This is a genomic window from Coleofasciculus sp. G1-WW12-02 (assembly GCF_040219735.1).
Lineage (GTDB): Bacteria > Cyanobacteriota > Cyanobacteriia > Cyanobacteriales > Coleofasciculaceae > Coleofasciculus.
Genome location: NZ_JAVJRX010000062.1, coordinates 70499 through 89629 on the forward strand (window position 1 = coordinate 70499; position 19131 = coordinate 89629).

Genomic DNA, 19131 nt, shown 5'->3' on the forward strand with positions numbered 1-19131 from the left:
CGAAGCATTCGCGCCTAGATTGTTCGATTCTACAGCTCAATTTTCACCGCGAATGCTTCGCCCAAACCTATGCATCAATCGAGAACAGAAGGGATATCACATCATTCGCCCAAACCTATGCATCAATCGAGAACAGCATAAATACCCATCAATGAAGTCAGGGTCAGTTGCGCTGGGTTATCTTTGTCGCTACAACTCACCCTTACCCCAAATTTTTAGTTAATAACTCCCTTAATCGGGTAAAGTATACTCTCCGACAATTCGCTTGGCAAACTCTGGCACATGGGCTTCTAATTTCTCTGGGTGATGGCGCTTCACATAGAGATAATTGCGGGTAAAGTGGGAGTCTATCGAGAAACGAGCATACTCCAATCCTTTCGGACCAATCTTTTCAATCACCACCCCCATTAATTTGGCGGCCCACATCGGTAAGGTGACACCTTTATCATAAGCCGGAATACTCTGTTGCACCGCTTGGTGTCTATCGCCCTTAGACGTAACCGATTGAGTTTCTAGCTGATTTTGCACCAAATCCAGCATTTCCTGTCCCCGCTCATTTCGCACCACTATCCATTGCCAACCAAAGGGTGCGCCCATGTAACCGACAACCAAATCCGCCAGAGAGTTGACATAATCAAAACAACTCATGCAAGACGGGGCAAATACATCCTTGAGTTCTTTGGTATTCAGTCCGAAGAAGGGGACTTTCTCAATTGAACCATCTTCGTGTTTGAAGTGAACTTGAAAGTCCTGCATAAACTCATAATGCACGACTGTATCAGGGGACTTGCTGGTGGTGTCTAAGAATTTCTGCAAGCCGGCGCGGGTGACATTATCTACACAGGGTGTACCCAGAACATAGAGTTTTTCTAAGCCCAGTTCTTTTTCCACCGCCCGTAATGCCTGAATTTGACAGCCGACGCCAATCACTAATAGGCGTTTCATCCCCGACTGTTCGATTTGTTCTAATACCGAAAGGTTAGGAGACAGGGTTGGCTTATTCACCCGCGCGGCGAGAATATCTTCTGGAGTCCGGGCGATAATCGGCATGGGTTGAAAACGGTCTTCTTTTGTGTTCTGCACACAGACGACGCCTTCGACTTTGCCACTTGTTAGCATTTCAATGGCAATGGTGCTGACAATTCCGGTCCACTGCGCCCCTTCAATGGGTTGAATTTTCCGCGCCGCCATCATGTTTTGGTTGACGCCGAAATACCAATCATCGGGATTATCTAGATTCCGGCTACGTCCGTGAGTTTGGGTTTCTAATTCGGGAATCTGTTGGTTAAGAAATGCACAAGCTTCCTTGACATAGTGAATATAGTATGTATCACACAGACCACATTCGCTACAGAGTTCCTTGGCAGGGCGTATAGTCCCTGGTTTCAGGGCTTTAGCTTTTTTGTGTTTGGCGGAGTTGGGAGTAGTCGCAGTCATTGAAAAAGGATTTTATCTTACGGGACGGTTCTTCTCTCAAGATATCCTAGTTCGTAATCAGGGCTTTAGTGAACCGCCTCTAAGTTCCTCGTTGAGGTGCGTTGAACGTTCCAACATCTGGAAACAGAACTCCCAGATACGTTCAGCTTAACTTGTTTGATGACTTCAGGGCTACTGAAAACCCAGACCTGTGCGATCGCAGGTCTGGGTAGTTGATTAACGCATCCTGTCCGCGATCGCGAAAATATTAGCCAATGGACATCGCCGCATAAGGGGTAATGTAGCGCAACCCTGTGGCTTCAATCGCACCGTGATTATCTAACGGACGACCTGTGGCGTCCATCACCCGACCGAGCAGCGCCTCTCCCACTGGCGCATCCAGAATCCTTTGCCATGGAGTCTCCTTCGCTATGGAGTAGGGTTTTTGACTCAACTGAAAGTCTAGGGGGTATTCATTACCTCGACAGTATCGGCAACGATAACAGGCTTTCCGACATACTCAGCTTCTATCGTCTGCCGAACATCTCCCTCCCAAGTTAGGTCATAATCCCGCTCAAAGTCAGCTAGCACAAGTTCGCGCACTTCTCCGGTAACTTGCACATTCTGCTCTGCGAGAATCGGCTCTGTTGTTGCTGCGGTATTGATCACCAAGACTTGATCAGCAAATATCTCACCGGTTTCTTCTAAGACAAAGGTGTTGATCCCATAATCTTGTTCAACTTCACCCATCACTGTTACCGTCTGACCGATCAGTTCTTCGGTATCTTCAACAACGTCTTCAACGTCTGTATCGTCCGTTTCTGTCAATGTTGTGTCAGGTTCGGTTTGAGGAACCGTTGCTTCCGGTTCGGGGTTGCAAGCACCTAGGAGTAAGGACAATGTGAGTAAAGCAAACGCACCTTTTTTCAAGCTACTTAATCCGTTGTGTTCTTTTTTCGGCAAACGATTCTGCATTCAACAATGTCTCCTTGTGTGGTTTTGGGCAAATTGCCAATTTATCAACTATAGTCCTATGACTAGAAAATAGTTCGGCTAATCAAGTTATAGTCCTCGGCAATCAGCTTAAAAGATGAGGCGTCAAAATCGATCTGCCTCAAGGAGGATTTATCTGTTGTACTCTTTGAGTCCTAACAGATGATTTTTGTTCCGCTTTAAGAGAGATATTTTCCGAACATTTAAGGCAGTAATGAAAGCCAGCGAATCAACAACGGTGCTATTGCCAGGAGGCTGACTTGCACTAACGCGATCGCAATCCACACAATAAGCTGAGATGAAATAGGCATCAGTCTACTCCTACTTGTGCTTGAGGCAATTTGTTCAACAATGAACGGAGAATAATCGGTGCTAGAATGCTAGTCACCCCTGACACAACAACCATAGCAGCGAAAACCTGATTGGATACCGCCCACTCTCCCAAAGAGAGTCCCCGTTCCATGACAATCATGGTAGTTTCAAGTCTTCGGTTCTGTTCATCTTGATCAATCCCTGACAACTAACCGCAGCAGCTACTCTCATCTGAAAATGTAAGCTAACGTCCATGGGTAAGTATGAGCGGGGTAGTTGACCTCTCAAAAGGACGAATCGCCTATGTGTTTTTAGTAGCTTTATTATTAATAAGTTAGTCTTTGGGCTGAGAACATCCTCCTTTTGAAAGAGAGATGTTGTTAGCAAAGTATATCAATTAGAATAAGAGAGGGGTCTAGAAGCAACTCCCTTACCTCAATTAACAAACTGTAGGGGCGACCCGCTTGTATCAATTAACAACACCAGCCCATTCAATTTCATCGGGTCGCCCTCTCCTCAAACCCTTGCGTCAGAACGTGTTTTCTTGAGAGTGAAATTAAAATTTTGCCGCACGAGTGATAAACCCCACGTTACCGGAAGGTGGGCAAGAGCAATGAATAATAACACAACTCGTCTCAAACTTGATAACTCTTGCTCACCCGACATCAAAATTGGCTTACCATTGAACGATGCGCTAATCTAGCCCATCATTCCAATAATTGGTAGTTCCTCTTGCTCTGGTGATGTATTGCTGATCTTCAAGTTTTTGGATTTGTGACTCTCAGTTTCTTCAGGAACAAATTCTAGGCTGATTCTCACCGTGCCTTTTTGCCACCCTTTAGCCGTAAATCTCAAAACTTCAGCCGGAATACCCTTTTCGCTAAACCAGGCATTCTTGTCTTGAGTCCATCCCTCTACATCTTCAAGCTGCATCCGTATCGCTTCTACGAATTCCTCAACTCGGAACGTGCGATTCCCAAGTAAAAGTTGTGCTGATTCATCAACGGACAAGACTTCACCGCCCAAAAGTGGCTCAAACTGATTCTGATTATCTACGCTCATTTTTTGTCATTTATCATTGGTCATTGGTCATTTTTCATCCCTGTGTCCTTTGCCTTGGAGCCTTCACTTTACCAAGGATTGCCAACAATACTAAATGCTGACCAGTAGTAGGGATGAGACAGGTCTGGATTACCTGGTTTGGCATCAGAAGGTGGCAAAGTAATGGCTTTATCAGACAAGATTAATTGATTTTCTTCATACCTAACCCTCCCTTCAATCATTGCCACTTGCGCCCGTCGCCATGCTTCGGCTTTAATCGGTGCGTCATCCAGATGATTGTAAAATTCTGCCATCATTGGCAACGTTCCCCAATCTTCGATGTACCACAAACTGGCTAATACTGATTTAACTCCAGCTTTAGCCGCAAATCCAGCAAATCCCAGTTCTGCACTCGGATCACCTAATGCGGTACGACAAGCACTTAATACCACTAATTCTACAGGCGGATCATTCCAGCCTAAACTACGTACTTGGTCTAATCCTACCTTAGTATCCCATAACTGAATATAGGAATTACTGGGTGCGCCCGGTACAAATTCAGCATGGGTGGCGAGGTGAATAATACCAAAGGGTTTGTCTTCTCGTTGTCTCTTGAGATTGTTAACAGTAAACTTGTCATTGAAAAAGGCTTGACCTCGCCACAGTGTATTGGTCAGAATCGATACCTCAGCAGCGGCAGCCGGTAATTGTTCCAAAAGGGGATTATTGGGAAATTCTGAGGCTCCCATTGCCAAAACGGGCATTGTTTTAATACTAGCATAACGGGTATCCGTGAGGCTAACACTAGGCATCAAACTGACGCTATATCGCTGCACAATAAAGCCATCTCCATCATGGATAGCGGCTAGGGGCAATGAGCGCAACCCTTCGTCGAGAATGAACACGAGATTTTCAATTCCTTTCTCTTGTAATTCTGGTTCTAAGGGTGCTACTAACCATTGATACAGTTGTTTGGCATCATTTAAATACCCAAACCCACCATCAATAATTTCCTGACGAAAGTTCTGTCCTGTAAGCAGTACATCAGATTGTTTAGCCCCTGACACTCGCTTAGTGATCACATCCTGCTCCGCTGTTACCAGCATCAGTTCGAGTTCCATTTCTGAGTTAGTGCTGCTAGGTACAAAAAAACCGTAAATTACAGCCGGCTTGACCCCAGTCGCAACTTCAATGCTACGCAGGCGACTCCGAATTTCATCTAAGGTGAGGATTTTTTCCGCCTCCATCCCCAATTGTTTCTCAAATGTTTGAGTAAAGTAGCGTTCTATTTTGTAAACATCCGCGTTGAGAATTGGCTCTTGATCTAAGGCATTAGGAGTAGGAGGTCGCTCTAAAGGTCTTTTAAACTCTATTAGCGGACTATTCGGATTATTTGGATTATTCGGATTATTCGGATTATTTGGAACATTCGGGTCAGTTGTAATAATCCGAATATTGCCCAGAGTATAGCTTCCTGGAAATGACTGAACCGGTGCGATAGTAAATTCACCACTGGTAATGGCTTCAGCCGTACCATTATCACTGCCATTACCCACTACAAAAGGCTCATTTCTTGCGCCACCATCGTGACGAATGGTAATATCGCCGCCACCTTTACCGCCAGCAGTAGAAATGCTAGCTTCTCTGCCATTTTGATCAGTAAAACTGCCTGTTGCTTGAAAGAAGCGTTGGGTCGTGATTTCAACATCACCGCCTTGACCATTGCTTCCGCCTTGAGCATTAATGGAACTGACGGTAATATCTTGGATGGGATCAAGTAGAACTTTACCGCCATCGCCTTCAGTGCCGCTAGAATTGATGGCTTCAGTCGTAATCCTGATGTTCGCATTGACTGTAATATCGCCACCAGTGGCTGCAGAAGAATTTAAGTCACCCGTATTAATCCCTCCTGCTTGACTGGTAAGATTAATTATGCCGCCAGAGGTGGTGATATTTTCTGTGGTTAAGTTACTATTAGCAGTCACATTCACATTGCCACCACCGGAATTTAAGTTACCACTCGTGACTGTTTCTGTTTGACTGGTGAGATTAATTATGCCGCCAGAGGTGGTAATATTTTCTGTGTTCAGATCAGTATTGGCACTCAGTTCTACCTTGCCGTCAGTTGCTGTAATATTGCCGACAGTCAGGGTATTCGTGGTATTGAGAAGTAAGTCTCCATCCAGGATTTGAAGATCTCGAAGATTTGCCAGATTAATTGTGCCAGTTTCCGGTTGATGAGTCAAGCTAGTGGCTCTTGTCGCGTCTTTTGCCGTCACATTAAAAGCACTACTAATTGTCAGGTTTCCCAGAGGTATACGGCTACCTACTTTCTCCTCAAAGATCACATTACCTGTTCCCGCCGTAAGATTTAGATTTTGAGTCCCATCCAAAAGATTATTAAACAGAATATCTCCAGCTCCAGCACCTGTGGAAAAGAACGTTTCACCGATCAGCGTGAAAGCCGTATCAACCTCAATAGTTCCACCCTGACTATTGAAACGAATTTCACCCCCATTAGTAGAGACATTACCACCACTCTGAATTTTGATATTGCCCCCTTGAGTGGTGAAATTTATTGCACCGTTAGTCGTAGCCACATTGCCGCTGGTGAAAATATTACCGCCAGTGGTTGTAATATCAACATTTCCGCCAACGTTAATCGTGTTTTCAATATTGACATCTCCACCTGTGGGATTATTGTGTTCTACAACCAGATTTCCTGTCTGATTAATAATCTCGCCGAGAACATTAATATCCCCCCTTTCAGCCCCTGTATCGAGTTGGAGATATATATCACCACTTCCCGAATCCAGCGTAACGCCAGAGGCTATTTCTATAAAAGCGTCACCGGGATCACGATCTTCCTTGAAAGCCTCGCTATCATTAGCAATTAAGGTTAAATTCCCATCATCTGTTGTTATATTATTATTGACAAAAATACTTCGACCTGCTCTTAATTTCAGTGATCCTCCAGTTCCTGCCCCATTCTCAGTGATAATTGGTGCCTCTACAGTGATGTCATTGTTTGCCTGAAACTCAATCTCTGTTCCCGTATTAGTAATATTAGTAATAGTGGCGACATCGATAGTCACAGATTGGTCAGGATTATCGCCAAACTCGAAGCTTGAGGCAAACAAATAGATATCACCTTCATCGTTCATGCCTCCTGGCGCTCCCACTACCACGTTTCTCCCTACCCCAGTAACCGTATTACCAAAATTGCTGGGTGAATCCGGGGGCTTGGGAAATGTTTGCCACAAACGTCCAGTATCAGAATCGGGTAAGGGTTCATACAAATAGGTAGCATTTTCTCCAGGGGCGCTGACGACAACATTAAACCCTAGCGCAGACTCCGCCGATTCTACCGCCGCTACTGAAGCACCAAATCGACCGCTATTTGAAGAATTAGGTCGAATCGAAAACGTATTTTGCAACTCGCCATCACCACTAAACCAATAGGCAGCACCTCTAGTTCCTTGTCCAAGATTATCACTAGGAGCTCCCACCAGTATTTGTGTCCCCATCGCTGCTACTGAATAACCAAACCGCCCGCTATCTGTAGGATTGGGACTGATCAAACGTTGTGCTTGATTAGGGTCACTATTACTAAATAGATAAGCCGCACCTGCAGTTCTGTTGTTACCATCCTTGTCCACTGCCATTTCTCTAGGCGCTCCCACCAGAACATCGGATTCCACGCCAGCTACCGAATAACCAAATTGACCATCAACTTCAGGCTGGGAACTGAAAAAGTCTTCTAGTAAACTACCGTTACTGCTATCAAATAAATAAGCAGCACCTGCATCTTGTCCGTCGGTATCATCTCCTGGAGAGCCAACCAGAACATTTGACCCCACAGCGGCGACGGAATAGCCAAAACCTAATTCAGTTTTACCACTAGCCATCGAGGAATTTGGGTTGTCGAATAAATTTTGGAAGATCCCATCGCTATCAAATAAATAAACCCTTCCTTTTTTGTCGTTCTCTCCTGGTGCACCAATAATAACTTTGTCTGATCCCATCCCAGCAATAGCAAAACCGAATCGACCATTGTCGGTTTTATCCTGACTCGATAACGTGTCCAGTTCTTCTCCATTACTACCATCAAACAAATAGGCAATACCTACGTCATTCACCCCTCCTTCGTCGTATCCAGGATCACCCACAAGTACGTCTGAACCTAGCGCCGCAACTGAATAACCAAACTGGTTTCCTGTTGATGAAGTCGTAGGATTAAAGCGTATCGCTAATGGTGAATTTGAATCTCCAATTATGATATTTTTAGGATCAAGTAATAACGTACCCGGTTGACCGTTATCTGCTCCAGCATCAGCGTGCCCCGTAAAAACCAGCAACTCTTTGCCAGAAACCTCAATAAATCCCCCATCTCCCACTTGAGTTCCACCACGGGCGCTTATCGTCCCGTAAAAGCCTGTAACTCCATCTGCCCAAACAAACACCTCACCGCCTGTCCCCTGTACCCCAGCATCAGCCGTAATCAGCGAGTTTTCACTGACGAGGGTTTGAGAGGCATTAAACGTACCTTGACCCTGATAGTCGCCGCCCAGTCGTACTGTTCCCCCGCCATAAGTCCCAGAAGCGTTAATTGTGGCATCAAATACACCAATTTTGTTGCCCAAAACATTCACAGACTGGGAATCGACAGTAGGAGACGCATGAGAAACATCCAGAGTACCAGACGCGATCGCAACGCCTACTTCTGTAGGTACACTCATACCAGAATCCTGAAGCTGTACTTGACCTGTATCCGTAACAGTTAATCCCGTCTCCACACTTTCCTCTGTACCCGTCAGCAGCGTTGGTAAATCCAAGGGTTCAATAGCTTCCATCTCCCCATTGACACCTGTTGGCGGTACAAATTCTAAACTTAATAATTGTCCCGGTTGACTAATCCGCACCCGATGGGATTCCGGTACAGCCGCCATTGTAATTGTGCCGCCCGGTGCAGTCAGTTGCCCGGTGTTAATCGTATGTCCCGCCAGTAAGGTTAAATTGTGTCCTTCAGATACAGCTAAATTGCCACCATTAATGAGAGTTGCTCCTTGAGCCAAATCAAAGGCAAACTGATTGGGATCACCAATTAAGCTTTGATAGTTATTTTCACTAAAGACATTAAACCAATTCTCCCCCTCAAAGCCAATTCCTGTCGCGGTTGTGGCTGTAAATGACGCGGGAACATTTAAGCTAGCCTTGGCGCCAAATATAATTCCCGCCGGATTCATTAAAAATAAATTTGAGTTGCCCCCCGTAACTTTAATTAAACCATTAATAATTGAGGCATTCCCACCAACCACCCGCCCTAAGATATTACTAATTTGAGGATTAGAAATAAAATTGGCAATTTCACCCGATGAAAGACCAAATTGTTGAAAACTCTGAAATAGATTTGCCCCATCTCCAGAAACTGTGCCACCGTCGATGTTAAATTGGTTACCATTTTGGTGAACCGTTGTACCTGTCCCATCCACCGCCTCGGTAATGGACTGAGCCATGATTAAAGTTGGGGGGTTGCTCGGTGCGGCTTTCTTGGTTACAATAGTATCTTTCAAATAAGGATTGGGCGCAGACTGTTGAGTAACTAAAGGGTTTCTCAATAGAGAGCTAGGGTTAGGGTGCGAAACAATCGGTACGCCCGTTTTATTCCCATCGGCATGGATTAATGTTGCCTGAGTTGGCGGTATACCAGTTGCCGTCGCACCAAAAATGGGTAAGGTAGCCAACAGTAGGGTTGCTCCTTTCATTGCAGAATTAATCATAGGGGCTACAAAACTCCGTCGAATAAGTAGAACTGATGTATAGGACTTTACCGACAGGATGCCACTCAACCCTACATATAGTAAGTCCTAACCGGAAGCCACACCGAATCCCAATAAGCTTACTCAGCTATCAAATAAAAGGTTGAATTTTCAACAGACACCAAAACTATTGCTGTTGAATTATCCTCAAGAGTATCTGAATAATCAACCTGGGCTATATCACTCCAATTTTCAGGGTTACGCTATCTGTTATTGGTTTTAGCTAAGGTGAACCTAGGCAAATGCTCAATACAAATGCCCCTCAAAGAAATTCAGAACCGGGAATCTCTTTGCCAGGATGACTCAATTAGGGTCAGCCACTAACCTATATTCTCCAATGACAACAAAATACTAAACCATTGGACAAAAAAGCCACAGTATTTAGTGATACACTACCTACTAATTTAGGAACTATGTAATCTACTTCTTTATAGCACACTGTTTTCAAGGTCAAGTGGCGATGGAATTAAACTTAACCGAGAAGGCGATAAGCTGTTCCCTGTCTAGCACAGGAGAACAGCCAAAGTGGGAAAGCGCATGATCGAACGAGATAGTGTAGCGGGGTCTTACAGGATCGAATCAAGTCGCTGATATATGTACAATCGGATGATGCACATCCACTAGATATAGGGGTTTTGGGGAATGATGTAATACCAGCAACCTGAATTTGAGGACATGGTGATTGATAATGCTCAGTTGAGAACCCCTAGACAAATTTTGGGATTACTTAGCAGAAGCACTACAGCATTCCGTAATGGGTTGGGATGCGATCGCCTCGAGTTCAATGTCCTCTAACAGATTCGTCCAATCCGCCGCCAGGGCGCGATTGGCTGTTTGAGTACGGCGAAGATTGCCGATCAGGGTGATAGAATCAAACCAAATCCCATTCCGGGCAAAGATAACCGCGCGATCGCGTGGTGTCACAACACTATTCAATCCTTGTTTGAGTTCAGCGGTTAAGGGAACACGTTGGATGGAACCTCTAACTCGGACTCGTTTGGGATCAGTGGAAACACTCGCCCGTTGGGGATCTTCACAGTAAACGGTGAAAATCCAGTTGTAGTATTGGTTTTCCTTTAGCGCGGGTGTGGTTGGCGGTAAAGAGATGCTAATCACGCCGGGTAGGGTGTTTGTCACCCGATAGGTAGTTTCGTAAAGTTTTTCACCCTGATCACTCCAGAGGGCAAATTTCATCGAGTGGAATTTATTCGCGCCATCGGGAATATAAAACCAGAAGGTGGGATGTTCCTCTACCGTTAATCCCAAATTGGTATCGGGAATCAGGGCGAACAGTGGTTCTCCGGTTTTACCCGCCCCACATAGACTACGACTCGCGCCCCCTGTGCGATCGCCAGGGCGCCCCCTACCCGATAGATCGAGATTAAATTCAAGCATGTCTTGCAGCGAGGGAGTATTACTCGCTGAGTTGATTGGTTGAGATTGAGTCGGGATCGGACTCACCAGACAACCAACCACGACTGATGCGATCGCCACAACACGTTTGATGGGTGGAGGCGATATAGGTATCCTAGTCATGACATAGTAAAGTCTATAGATTTAGACATTTACTAGTACAAGCGGCAATTTCCTAATCCGGATTTACAACACAAATTCAGAAAAACAGATAATTATGCTGGTTTGTGGGTTATTTTTGCCCTGTTACTCTAGAGCTTACAGGCTTTTGTAGCTGTAGCGACTCATCGCGCCTGCAAGCTTAACTAGCCTTAACCCAACTCGGCTTAAGGCTGAATCGATTATCGATTAGAGATACTTTTCTAGAGTATTTGCCAGTGTTGTTTTTGGCACTGCACCCACAACCATATCGACTCGCTGCCCTCCTTTAAAAATCATTAAGGTAGGAATGCTGCGAATTCCGTACTGACTGGCTACATTGGGATTTTCGTCAGTGTTGAGCTTCACAACCTTGACCTGACCTTCGTACTGTTGTGCAATTTCATCCACCACAGGTGCGACCATCCGACAAGGACCACACCAAGGTGCCCAAAAATCCACTAAAACGGGAACGTCACTGTCTAGGACGTCTTGCTTAAAACTGGCGTCTGTAACTGCTACGGCTGTTGACATGCCTGGAAATCCTTGCGTGTACTGTTTCTACGTTGTCTTGGATATTTTACCACAGAGAAAACTGAGCGTTCTCCTGCCAGAAAAGTATTTATTTAGACATAAATTGTCACATTTAATCAGTTGGGATGTCAATGTATCGTGGCATGGGAGCTTGATACTCAAAAGGAACCGCCCGAACGTAGTCCGGGCGGAGTGTGGTGTGAGGAGTGAACGGAAACTTTTAGCTTCCGCTTTCTCTATGTTAACTTACATCAGTGGAGTTTGGGGGAGGCGTCAACCCACAAGTTTTATTTACCCATTCCCAACTGCTGCGCTTTCTGGTAAACTTTCCCTTCTGTGAGCAGGGATGGCGCAATAACAACCTCCACTTGCTGCATTTCTTTCAAGTTCTTAGCGCCCAAGGTTCCCATACTGGTTTTCAGGGCACCTAAAAGATTGTGAGTGCCGTCATCGAGTTGTGCAGGTCCAATGAGAATTTCCTGTAATGTTCCCGTACTCCCGACTTGGATGCGCGTTCCTCGGGGCAGAACTGGGCTAGGGGTTGCCATTCCCCAGTGAAACCCGCGTCCTGGGGCTTCTTTGGCACGAGCCAGAGGAGAGCCAATCATCACCGCATCTGCACCACAAGCAATACATTTACAGATATCTCCTCCCGTAATTAACCCACCATCAGCAATGACTGGCACATAGTTACCCGTCTGTTGATGATAGTCATCACGAGCAGCGGCACAATCAGCCACCGCCGTCGCCTGAGGGACTCCCACACCCAAAACCCCCCGCGAGGTACAAGCCGCACCAGGACCTATTCCCACTAAAACAGCCGCCGCACCAGCTTTCATTAAATTCAGAGCAACTTGGTATGTGACACAATTACCCAAAATCACGGGCATCGGCATATCCTGGCAGAACTGGGCTAAATCTAGGGGGGTGACTGACTCTGGCGACAGGTGAGCCGTGGACACTACGGTTGCTTGTACGAAGAATAAATCAGCACCCGCCGAGGCGACAATTTCACCGTATTTCATCGCGCCTGCTGGCGTAGCACTCACAGCCGCAATCCCACCTTGGTCTTTGATTTCCCGAATTCGCTGGCTGATTAATTCCGGTTTAATGGGTTCGGCATACAAATCCTGCATCAGATTAACGAATTCTGACTTACCCACGGAGGTGATTTGCTCTAATATCGGTTCAGGGTCAGCATAACGGGTTTGGATGCCTTCGAGGTTAAGCACCCCTAACGCTCCTATCTCAGATAGCATAACTGCCATTCGCACATCGATTACTCCGTCCATCGCACTGGCAATGATCGGAATTTCTCGTTCAATGCTCCCCAAACGCCAACGGGTGTCTGCCAAATTAGGGTCTAGCGTCCGTTGTCCGGGGACTAGTGCGATTTCATCGATGCCGTAGGCTCTGCGAGCTGTCTTACCTCGCCCAATTTGAATATCCACGCTTCTCTATTCGTTCCCAAGACTATTTAAGCTAGGGTATCAAATTTTTTGACATTCCCCGCGCCTAGAATGTGGAGGACTCTTGCTGGACTTCTCCTAGCTACGCTAACACGGGGAGTTAGAGTTTATCGACGTAATGAGACGATTCAAGTTTTTTCCACTTCTCCCATCATCGGATACCCAGACAGGAAAAATTCTGATATAATCTCGGCATTTATCCTTAGTTAAGGCTAGCTCCCAATGAATAGCAAATCTACATCATTCTGGAATATTCCTCCAGGGGGAGTGCGTTTTTTGGTCATTATTTTATTAAGTATTGGCGTATTTTTCCGATTTTACAATCTGGATAAAAAAGTATATTGGCATGATGAATCTTTTACTTCAATGCGAATTTCTGGCTATTCCAAACCAGAAGTAAAAGAACGCTTATTTGATGGTCGTATCATCACTGTTGAAGATATCCAAAAGTATCAGCGACCAAATCCAGAAAAAAATTTAACGGATACGATTAAAGTTTTGACGCAATATTCGGAGCATACGCCGCTCTATTACCTGATGGCGCGATTCTGGGCACAGGTTTTTGGCAGTTCCGTAGCCGTAATGAGAAGTTTGCCAGCCCTAATTAGTTTGCTAGCATTTCCTTGCATGTATTGGCTGTGCCGAGAATTGTTTGGGTCATCGTTGACAGGTTGGATGGCTATGTCATTGATAGCGATCTCCCCCTTTTTCGTCCTCTACGCCCAGGAAGCAAGAGAGTATAGTCTGTGGGCAGTGGCAGTTTTGCTCTCAGGTGCAGCATTGCTGCGAGCCTTACGAATCAACACAAAGCTTGGTTGGGGAATTTATGCGGCAACTTTGACAATAGGACTCTATTCTCATTTGCTTTTTGGATTAAGTGCAATTGGTCATGGTATCTATGTTCTTATCACTAAAAACTATCGGACGAGTAAGACAATTATCGCTTATTTGCTGGCATCGCTAGCAGCAGTTCTAACGTTTCTACCCTGGGCTGTAGTCATTTTTATTGATTTGACGCGGTTTCAAAGGTGGACATCATCAACAACATCAAGAAATAGTCTGGGTGAACTTGTAACGTTAATCAAATGGTGGTTGCGTAATCTTAATAATGTTTTTTTTGATTTACATCAAAGTATTGAACCCTTTGACCCAATTCATTATGACGACCCTTTTCTCATCCCTCTTGTTTTAATTCTGGTAGGGTACTCAATTTACTTTTTATGTCGTCACACGTCCAGCAAGGTTTGGCTGTTTATCTTGACATGGATGGGAATGACCGCTTTACCTTTAGTGCTACTCGACTTAGTTCTAGGGGGATTACGTTCTACAGCAATGCGATACCTCATTCCAATTTACTTAGCCATTCAGATAGCTGTTGCGTACCTACTCGCCACCAAAATTACGGCAATATCGATTAGAAATCAGCGACAACGATTTTGGAAGCTAGTCACGATAGGTCTGGTTTCAGGTGGACTCTTGTCCTGTGCAATCAGTTCTTCAGCAGAGGTGTGGTGGACCAAGTTTGTGGATTATTACAATCCTCCAGTAGCTCACATCATTAATCAAGCGAATTATCCCCTAGTAGTCAGTGATACTACTATTCCAGGCAGTATCCTGTCTCTGAGTCATCTGCTTAGTCCAGACGTGCGGTTTCAATTAGTGACACAAGCAAGTATGCTGGAGATTTCTGAGGATTTTAATCAGGTTTTCTTATTTGATGCTTCCACAGCTTTGCGAGAAAAAATTGAGAGGGAACTGGGGGGTCAGTTTGAAGTCGCGTTTCAAGGTTACAAATTTGAACTCTGGAAGCTAGAAAATAATCAGGGAATAGGGAATAAGCATCGTCTGATGTCTCCTCTGATCCCCTAGAAGGGCGGGTTTAGTCAAGTTATCGGTTTGTGGCAAAACGTTATCAGTAAAACCCGCCCCTACAGTCCTGCTTCTGGAGTTCCTGCCTTAATTGTGACGGGTTCTAGGGTCTTCGCGATCGCTCTTTGCCCCAGAGACGTGATCCGGTGGCGTGGAAGCCTGATCACTCTTAACCTGAGACGGTTCAACAACTTTCGTGGATAGGGAAGAGGGTTGTCGTTGTTCGGGAAATTTGGACGGGGGAGGGGGTGGCGGGGTTTGCCGCTTGACTAAGACTGGAATCTCCGATTCGGCTGAGAACTCTGGCGGAGTCGGGTTGCCATTCCCTCCATTTTGGCTCGGATTATTCCGCATCAACTTACTCACATGACCAATTAACGTTCCCAGCTTCCCTTCATCCAGAAGTGTGTTGATTAACGATAAGCCACTGGTCGAGAGTAATAGTTTGTTAATATCACCCATCCCATTCCCATTACCATTACTGCCATTCATACCTGGGAACGCGAAAATTCGGGTATCTCCTAAAACTCCTGGCTGTGGCGCTAAAGCTTTGGCAATTTCTGGCAGTTTGTCTACCAAATCGGGCCAAATTGTGGTTAACACTTGGGCGCTTAACTTCGAGTCACTCAAGGTATTCTCGGCTTCAATGACTGCCCGTTTTCCTTCGGCTTCGGCAAGGGCTTTATCCCGATTCGCTTGGGCTAATGTGCGAATGGATTCAGCTTCTAATTCTGCCGCTTGACGCGCAATTTCCGCTTGACGACGACGGCGGAAGACATCAATTTCAACGACGTTCTGATCGGCAATCCGCCGTTTTTCTGCCTCTTGTTCCGCCGAAATCAGCGATAGGCGTTTTTCCCGTTCCGCTTTTTCAATTTCTGTAGCCGTAACCACACCGGATTCCGCTTGGGCGCGTTCGGCTTCAGAAACAAAGCGTTCCCGTTCTTTATTCGCGATCGCAATCGCTGCTTCCTGTTTCGCCACTTGTGATAAGCGTTCAGCCTCAGCCACCCGAACTTGAGCTTCTAGGCGGGAGGAATCAACGGTTTGCTGACGGGTAATTTCGGCAATCTCGGCTTCCTGTTTTTGCAATGTTTGGGCGACTTTTAGCTGTTTATTCCGTTCCTCTAGGGTAATATCAGCTTGAATTTGGTTTTCTTGAACCGAGAGTTTGCGGCGAATTTCTTCTTCTTCAACGGATTTATCTTGTAAAATTTTCGTCCGTTGTACGGTGGCGGCTTCTCGGTCTTTGGCTTCTTGAATTTCCCGTTGTCGCTGGGATTTTAGGGATTCCACCTCCAGTTGTTGCCCCAGAGTGGCGTCTTCTTTTTCTCTGGCGATTCGCAGGGATTGCTTTTGGGCATCAAGTTCCTGCTGTTCAATTCTCACCTGGGTACTCAGTTCAACTTCCCGTTTTTGTTGGATGGATCGTTGAATGGTTTCGGTTCGTAGGCGTACCCCTTGGGCATCGAAGAAGTTATTTGTATCGTAGGTATCGCTTTCTTCTATCTCAGAAATGGCGATATTATTCAGGGTTAAGCCGACTTTTTTTAGGTCAGGCTGAATCAGATTCAATACTTCATCAGCAAACCCTAATTTATCAGAATCAATTTCCGTTAAACTCTGCTTCTTTGCAGCAGCTCGAATCGCATCATCTGCTCGTTTTTCTAGGGCTTCTTTAATATCTTCAGTCGAAACCCGTCCTTGTTTCGAGAGTCGAGCCGCAGCGGTTAACACATCGTCTTTATCTGCATTGATACAAACATAAAAGGTTGCCCGCATATTTGCCCGCAGATAGTCTTGAGTACGAACGGCTAGATTTCCTGTCCGTTCCACATCAATAGAAATTTCGCGTAAGGGGACACGGGTCAGTTCATGAAATCCGGGCAAAACGATACAGCCGCCGTAAAGAATAACGGATTTCTTTTTAACGAACAAACCGCCCGTTCTGACAAATGCTTCATTATTGGGGGTGATTTTATAAATCAGTTTGTAAGACCATAAGCCCACGAGAAGCAATAAAATTAGTGCGCCAATCAAACCGGGAAAAAAGAGCATCCCACTGGGCAGTTGTGCCAGGGTAGATGATACCGGGACAGGCTGGGAGGTTGAGGACGTAGATGGTTGTGACATGGTAGTTGGCGATTAGTAATCTATAGGTTTTATTAAAGCCTGGAACTTATACACATGTAGGGTTTGTGTAAAAAGAATCACATTTGACCAAAACCGTACACAGACGGTTGTGTATTCACCCGTTACGGTGAATCCTTAAGCTGGGATGAATTGGACAACCACTGCTGTTGATCAGAACTGTCTTTGGTAATCACGCGATAGCTTTCCGGTTGTCGCTCAATCACTAAAACGTAATTGCCTCGATTGGGAATTATTTTCGCCCATTGAGGCAAAGTTGCATTAATCGTAACCAGATTACCGTTGGGATCAAGAACATCAACTTGACCGATTTTGCCTTGACTTTCTAGGGGAATTGAACGGGAACTGACAGTACCCTGACAACCAATTAGGCGCTCGCCACTAGCATCTTCACCAAAGTCGGCGAAAATTTTGCCCAAGGGTCGAGAAATTAAGCCACCGCAGAATAAACTTAGCACCAGGGATGCACCGCCGACGACACCGCCCAATAAACCTGTGGGAATCGTACCCGTGACATTTGCGATCGCCACATTCATCATCCAGCCGAAAAGCCCCACCAGACTACAGTCGGTTGCTAAGAGCAAAATTAGGGGAACTTTACCCACACCGAGTAAACCGAACATTGATCCCATAGCAAAATCGCCACCGGTATCCACATCGATGTCCGCATCGGCATCTACATCAAAATCAAAATCATCATCACCGCCACCGGAGACAATAACAACGAGAAATAGGAGAACTCCCATCCCTAGGAAAATCCAGTAGGGCAGGTTGAGCAGGTTGAATAGCATGGATCGAGGTAGCGATCGCCACTGTAGCGTTAGCTCTATTAACTGATATTCTCAGCCTAGCGGGGAATGGACAAAATAGCTTCACTCCTCTAAAATACTTAATGTTTTGCAAAGGCAAAAAGAATTCCACCGCAAAAGAGACACATACTCATGTAGATAGGCTATAATCCCTATTGTAGAGACGTAGCATTGCTACGTCTAATCGGGCGGCATCGCCAAGTGGTAAGGCAGGGGCCTGCAAAGCCTTTACCCCCAGTTCGAATCTGGGTGCCGCCTTTTCGAGAAACGTGACTCCTGTTTTATTGCTCCGTTGAGGACTATAATTGATTGCCATCCTGAGCAAGTAGAGGAGAAGTCCATGAGTTCTTGGCGCGATCGCTTGAATAAACTGAGTGGCAAAACCCGCTTAGTCGTCTGTCGGTTGTTTGTTCATTTAACCGGCAAAGAAGTCGCGCCGTTATTGGGAGTCCTCAATCAGGCGGCGCGAGATGCGGTAGAATCCGATGGAGATTTGAGGGTTCTCGGAGAAGGGCTGGTCGATATTTGCCAAAACCTCTTACAGTACAACACCTATTGGCAATCGGCTGCTAATGAAGGGAATGTATTTTGGAATGAAGGGGAGGCGGGAGATTATGTGAGTGAGTTATTTACCGACTCTGCCCAACGGTATTTGAGTGAGCCTGACTTCAATGGATATTCATCGGAGGATGAACCCCTATCTTTGCCGATCACTCGTAATTTAATTGTGATGATTACTATGGCATTTGAGGGGGAAGTGCTGGAACTGGAAACCAATCTGGCGGATATAGAGGCACTAGAAGAGGGTCTCAAAGCTTTAATTAATCTCCATTATCAGGAACGCTTGCGAGCCATTCAAGTTCACTTTTCGCCGGCTCAATTTGGCGATCAATTGACAGATGAACAACTGTTGGTTAATTTCCCCGAACTGATTCCTCTCTAACTCGGGAATGCGCTCTCTGTTTCTTCTAGAACACCAGGACTTACTGATACCAAGTTGCGCTCAAACATAGTAGATAGGAAAAGCAGGGGAAGCAGGGGAGGCAGGGGAGAGAAAGTTATATCTTTGAATGTAACTTGGTATGACTGACAAAGGTGCAAGATCTCAGTTGATATCATGTCCGGTTGAATGTTTACATTTTGGTGGAGACAAGGCAGAGAGAGCAG

General features: G+C 45.6%; 13 protein-coding genes and 1 tRNA gene. 3 read left to right on the forward strand and 11 right to left on the reverse strand.

Annotated features, from left to right (window positions below):
* Positions 1-231: 231 nt before the first annotated feature.
* From RID09_RS11070 to RID09_RS11110, 9 genes are all read right to left on the reverse strand, one after another.
* Positions 232-1437, reverse strand: coding sequence for a Coenzyme F420 hydrogenase/dehydrogenase, beta subunit C-terminal domain (locus RID09_RS11070; RefSeq protein WP_446335998.1), 1206 nt, complete (start codon positions 1435-1437; stop codon positions 232-234).
* 247 nt (positions 1438-1684) lie between these two features.
* Positions 1685-1870 carry a hypothetical protein gene (locus RID09_RS11075; RefSeq protein WP_446336041.1) on the reverse strand — a complete coding sequence of 62 codons (186 nt, stop codon included), beginning with the start codon at positions 1868-1870 and terminating at the stop codon, positions 1685-1687.
* A gap of 8 nt (positions 1871-1878) precedes the next feature.
* Positions 1879-2391, reverse strand: coding sequence for a hypothetical protein (locus RID09_RS11080; RefSeq protein WP_446335999.1), 513 nt, complete (start codon positions 2389-2391; stop codon positions 1879-1881).
* A 328-nt stretch (positions 2392-2719) separates the two neighbouring features.
* The gene (locus RID09_RS11085; protein WP_446336000.1) at positions 2720-2881 is read right to left on the reverse strand and encodes a hypothetical protein; all 162 of its coding nucleotides are present in this window, start codon (positions 2879-2881) and stop codon (positions 2720-2722) included.
* A 539-nt stretch (positions 2882-3420) separates the two neighbouring features.
* Entirely contained in the window at positions 3421-3783 is a 363-nt protein-coding gene (locus RID09_RS11090) for a KGK domain-containing protein (protein WP_446336001.1), read from the reverse strand.
* Positions 3784-3851: 68 nt separating this feature from the next.
* Complete coding sequence (locus RID09_RS11095) at positions 3852-9542, reverse strand: CHAT domain-containing protein (RefSeq protein ID WP_446336002.1); 5691 nt, start codon at positions 9540-9542, stop codon at positions 3852-3854.
* A 762-nt stretch (positions 9543-10304) separates the two neighbouring features.
* Entirely contained in the window at positions 10305-11117 is an 813-nt protein-coding gene (locus tag RID09_RS11100) for a DUF928 domain-containing protein (protein ID WP_446336003.1), read from the reverse strand.
* Between the two features lie 225 nt (positions 11118-11342).
* Positions 11343-11666: a thioredoxin gene (trxA, locus tag RID09_RS11105; protein WP_446336004.1), complete on the reverse strand. Its 324-nt coding sequence runs from the start codon at positions 11664-11666 to the stop codon at positions 11343-11345.
* Between the two features lie 287 nt (positions 11667-11953).
* Entirely contained in the window at positions 11954-13117 is a 1164-nt protein-coding gene (locus tag RID09_RS11110; RefSeq protein ID WP_446336005.1) for a GuaB3 family IMP dehydrogenase-related protein, read from the reverse strand.
* Between the two features lie 240 nt (positions 13118-13357).
* Here RID09_RS11110 and RID09_RS11115 point away from each other — a divergent pair, with 240 nt between their 5' ends.
* Complete coding sequence (locus RID09_RS11115) at positions 13358-15004, forward strand: glycosyltransferase family 39 protein (protein ID WP_446336006.1); 1647 nt, start codon at positions 13358-13360, stop codon at positions 15002-15004.
* Between the two features lie 87 nt (positions 15005-15091).
* Here the strand turns inward: RID09_RS11115 and RID09_RS11120 are convergent, their stop codons facing one another.
* Together RID09_RS11120 and RID09_RS11125 are read right to left on the reverse strand one after the other, a co-directional pair.
* Positions 15092-17137 carry a flotillin family protein gene (locus RID09_RS11120; protein ID WP_446336007.1) on the reverse strand — a complete coding sequence of 682 codons (2046 nt, stop codon included), beginning with the start codon at positions 17135-17137 and terminating at the stop codon, positions 15092-15094.
* 122 nt (positions 17138-17259) lie between these two features.
* On the reverse strand, positions 17260-17946 hold the full coding sequence (locus tag RID09_RS11125; protein ID WP_446336008.1) for a DUF1449 domain-containing protein: 687 nt from the start codon (positions 17944-17946) through the stop codon (positions 17260-17262).
* Positions 17947-18151: 205 nt separating this feature from the next.
* On the opposite strand from RID09_RS11125, the gene RID09_RS11130 reads away from it, so the two are divergent.
* Together RID09_RS11130 and RID09_RS11135 are read left to right on the forward strand one after the other, a co-directional pair.
* Positions 18152-18222: transfer RNA gene (locus tag RID09_RS11130), tRNA-Cys, on the forward strand.
* Positions 18223-18304: 82 nt separating this feature from the next.
* On the forward strand, positions 18305-18907 hold the full coding sequence (locus tag RID09_RS11135) for a DUF1517 domain-containing protein (RefSeq protein ID WP_446336009.1): 603 nt from the start codon (positions 18305-18307) through the stop codon (positions 18905-18907).
* Positions 18908-19131: the final 224 nt, after the last annotated feature.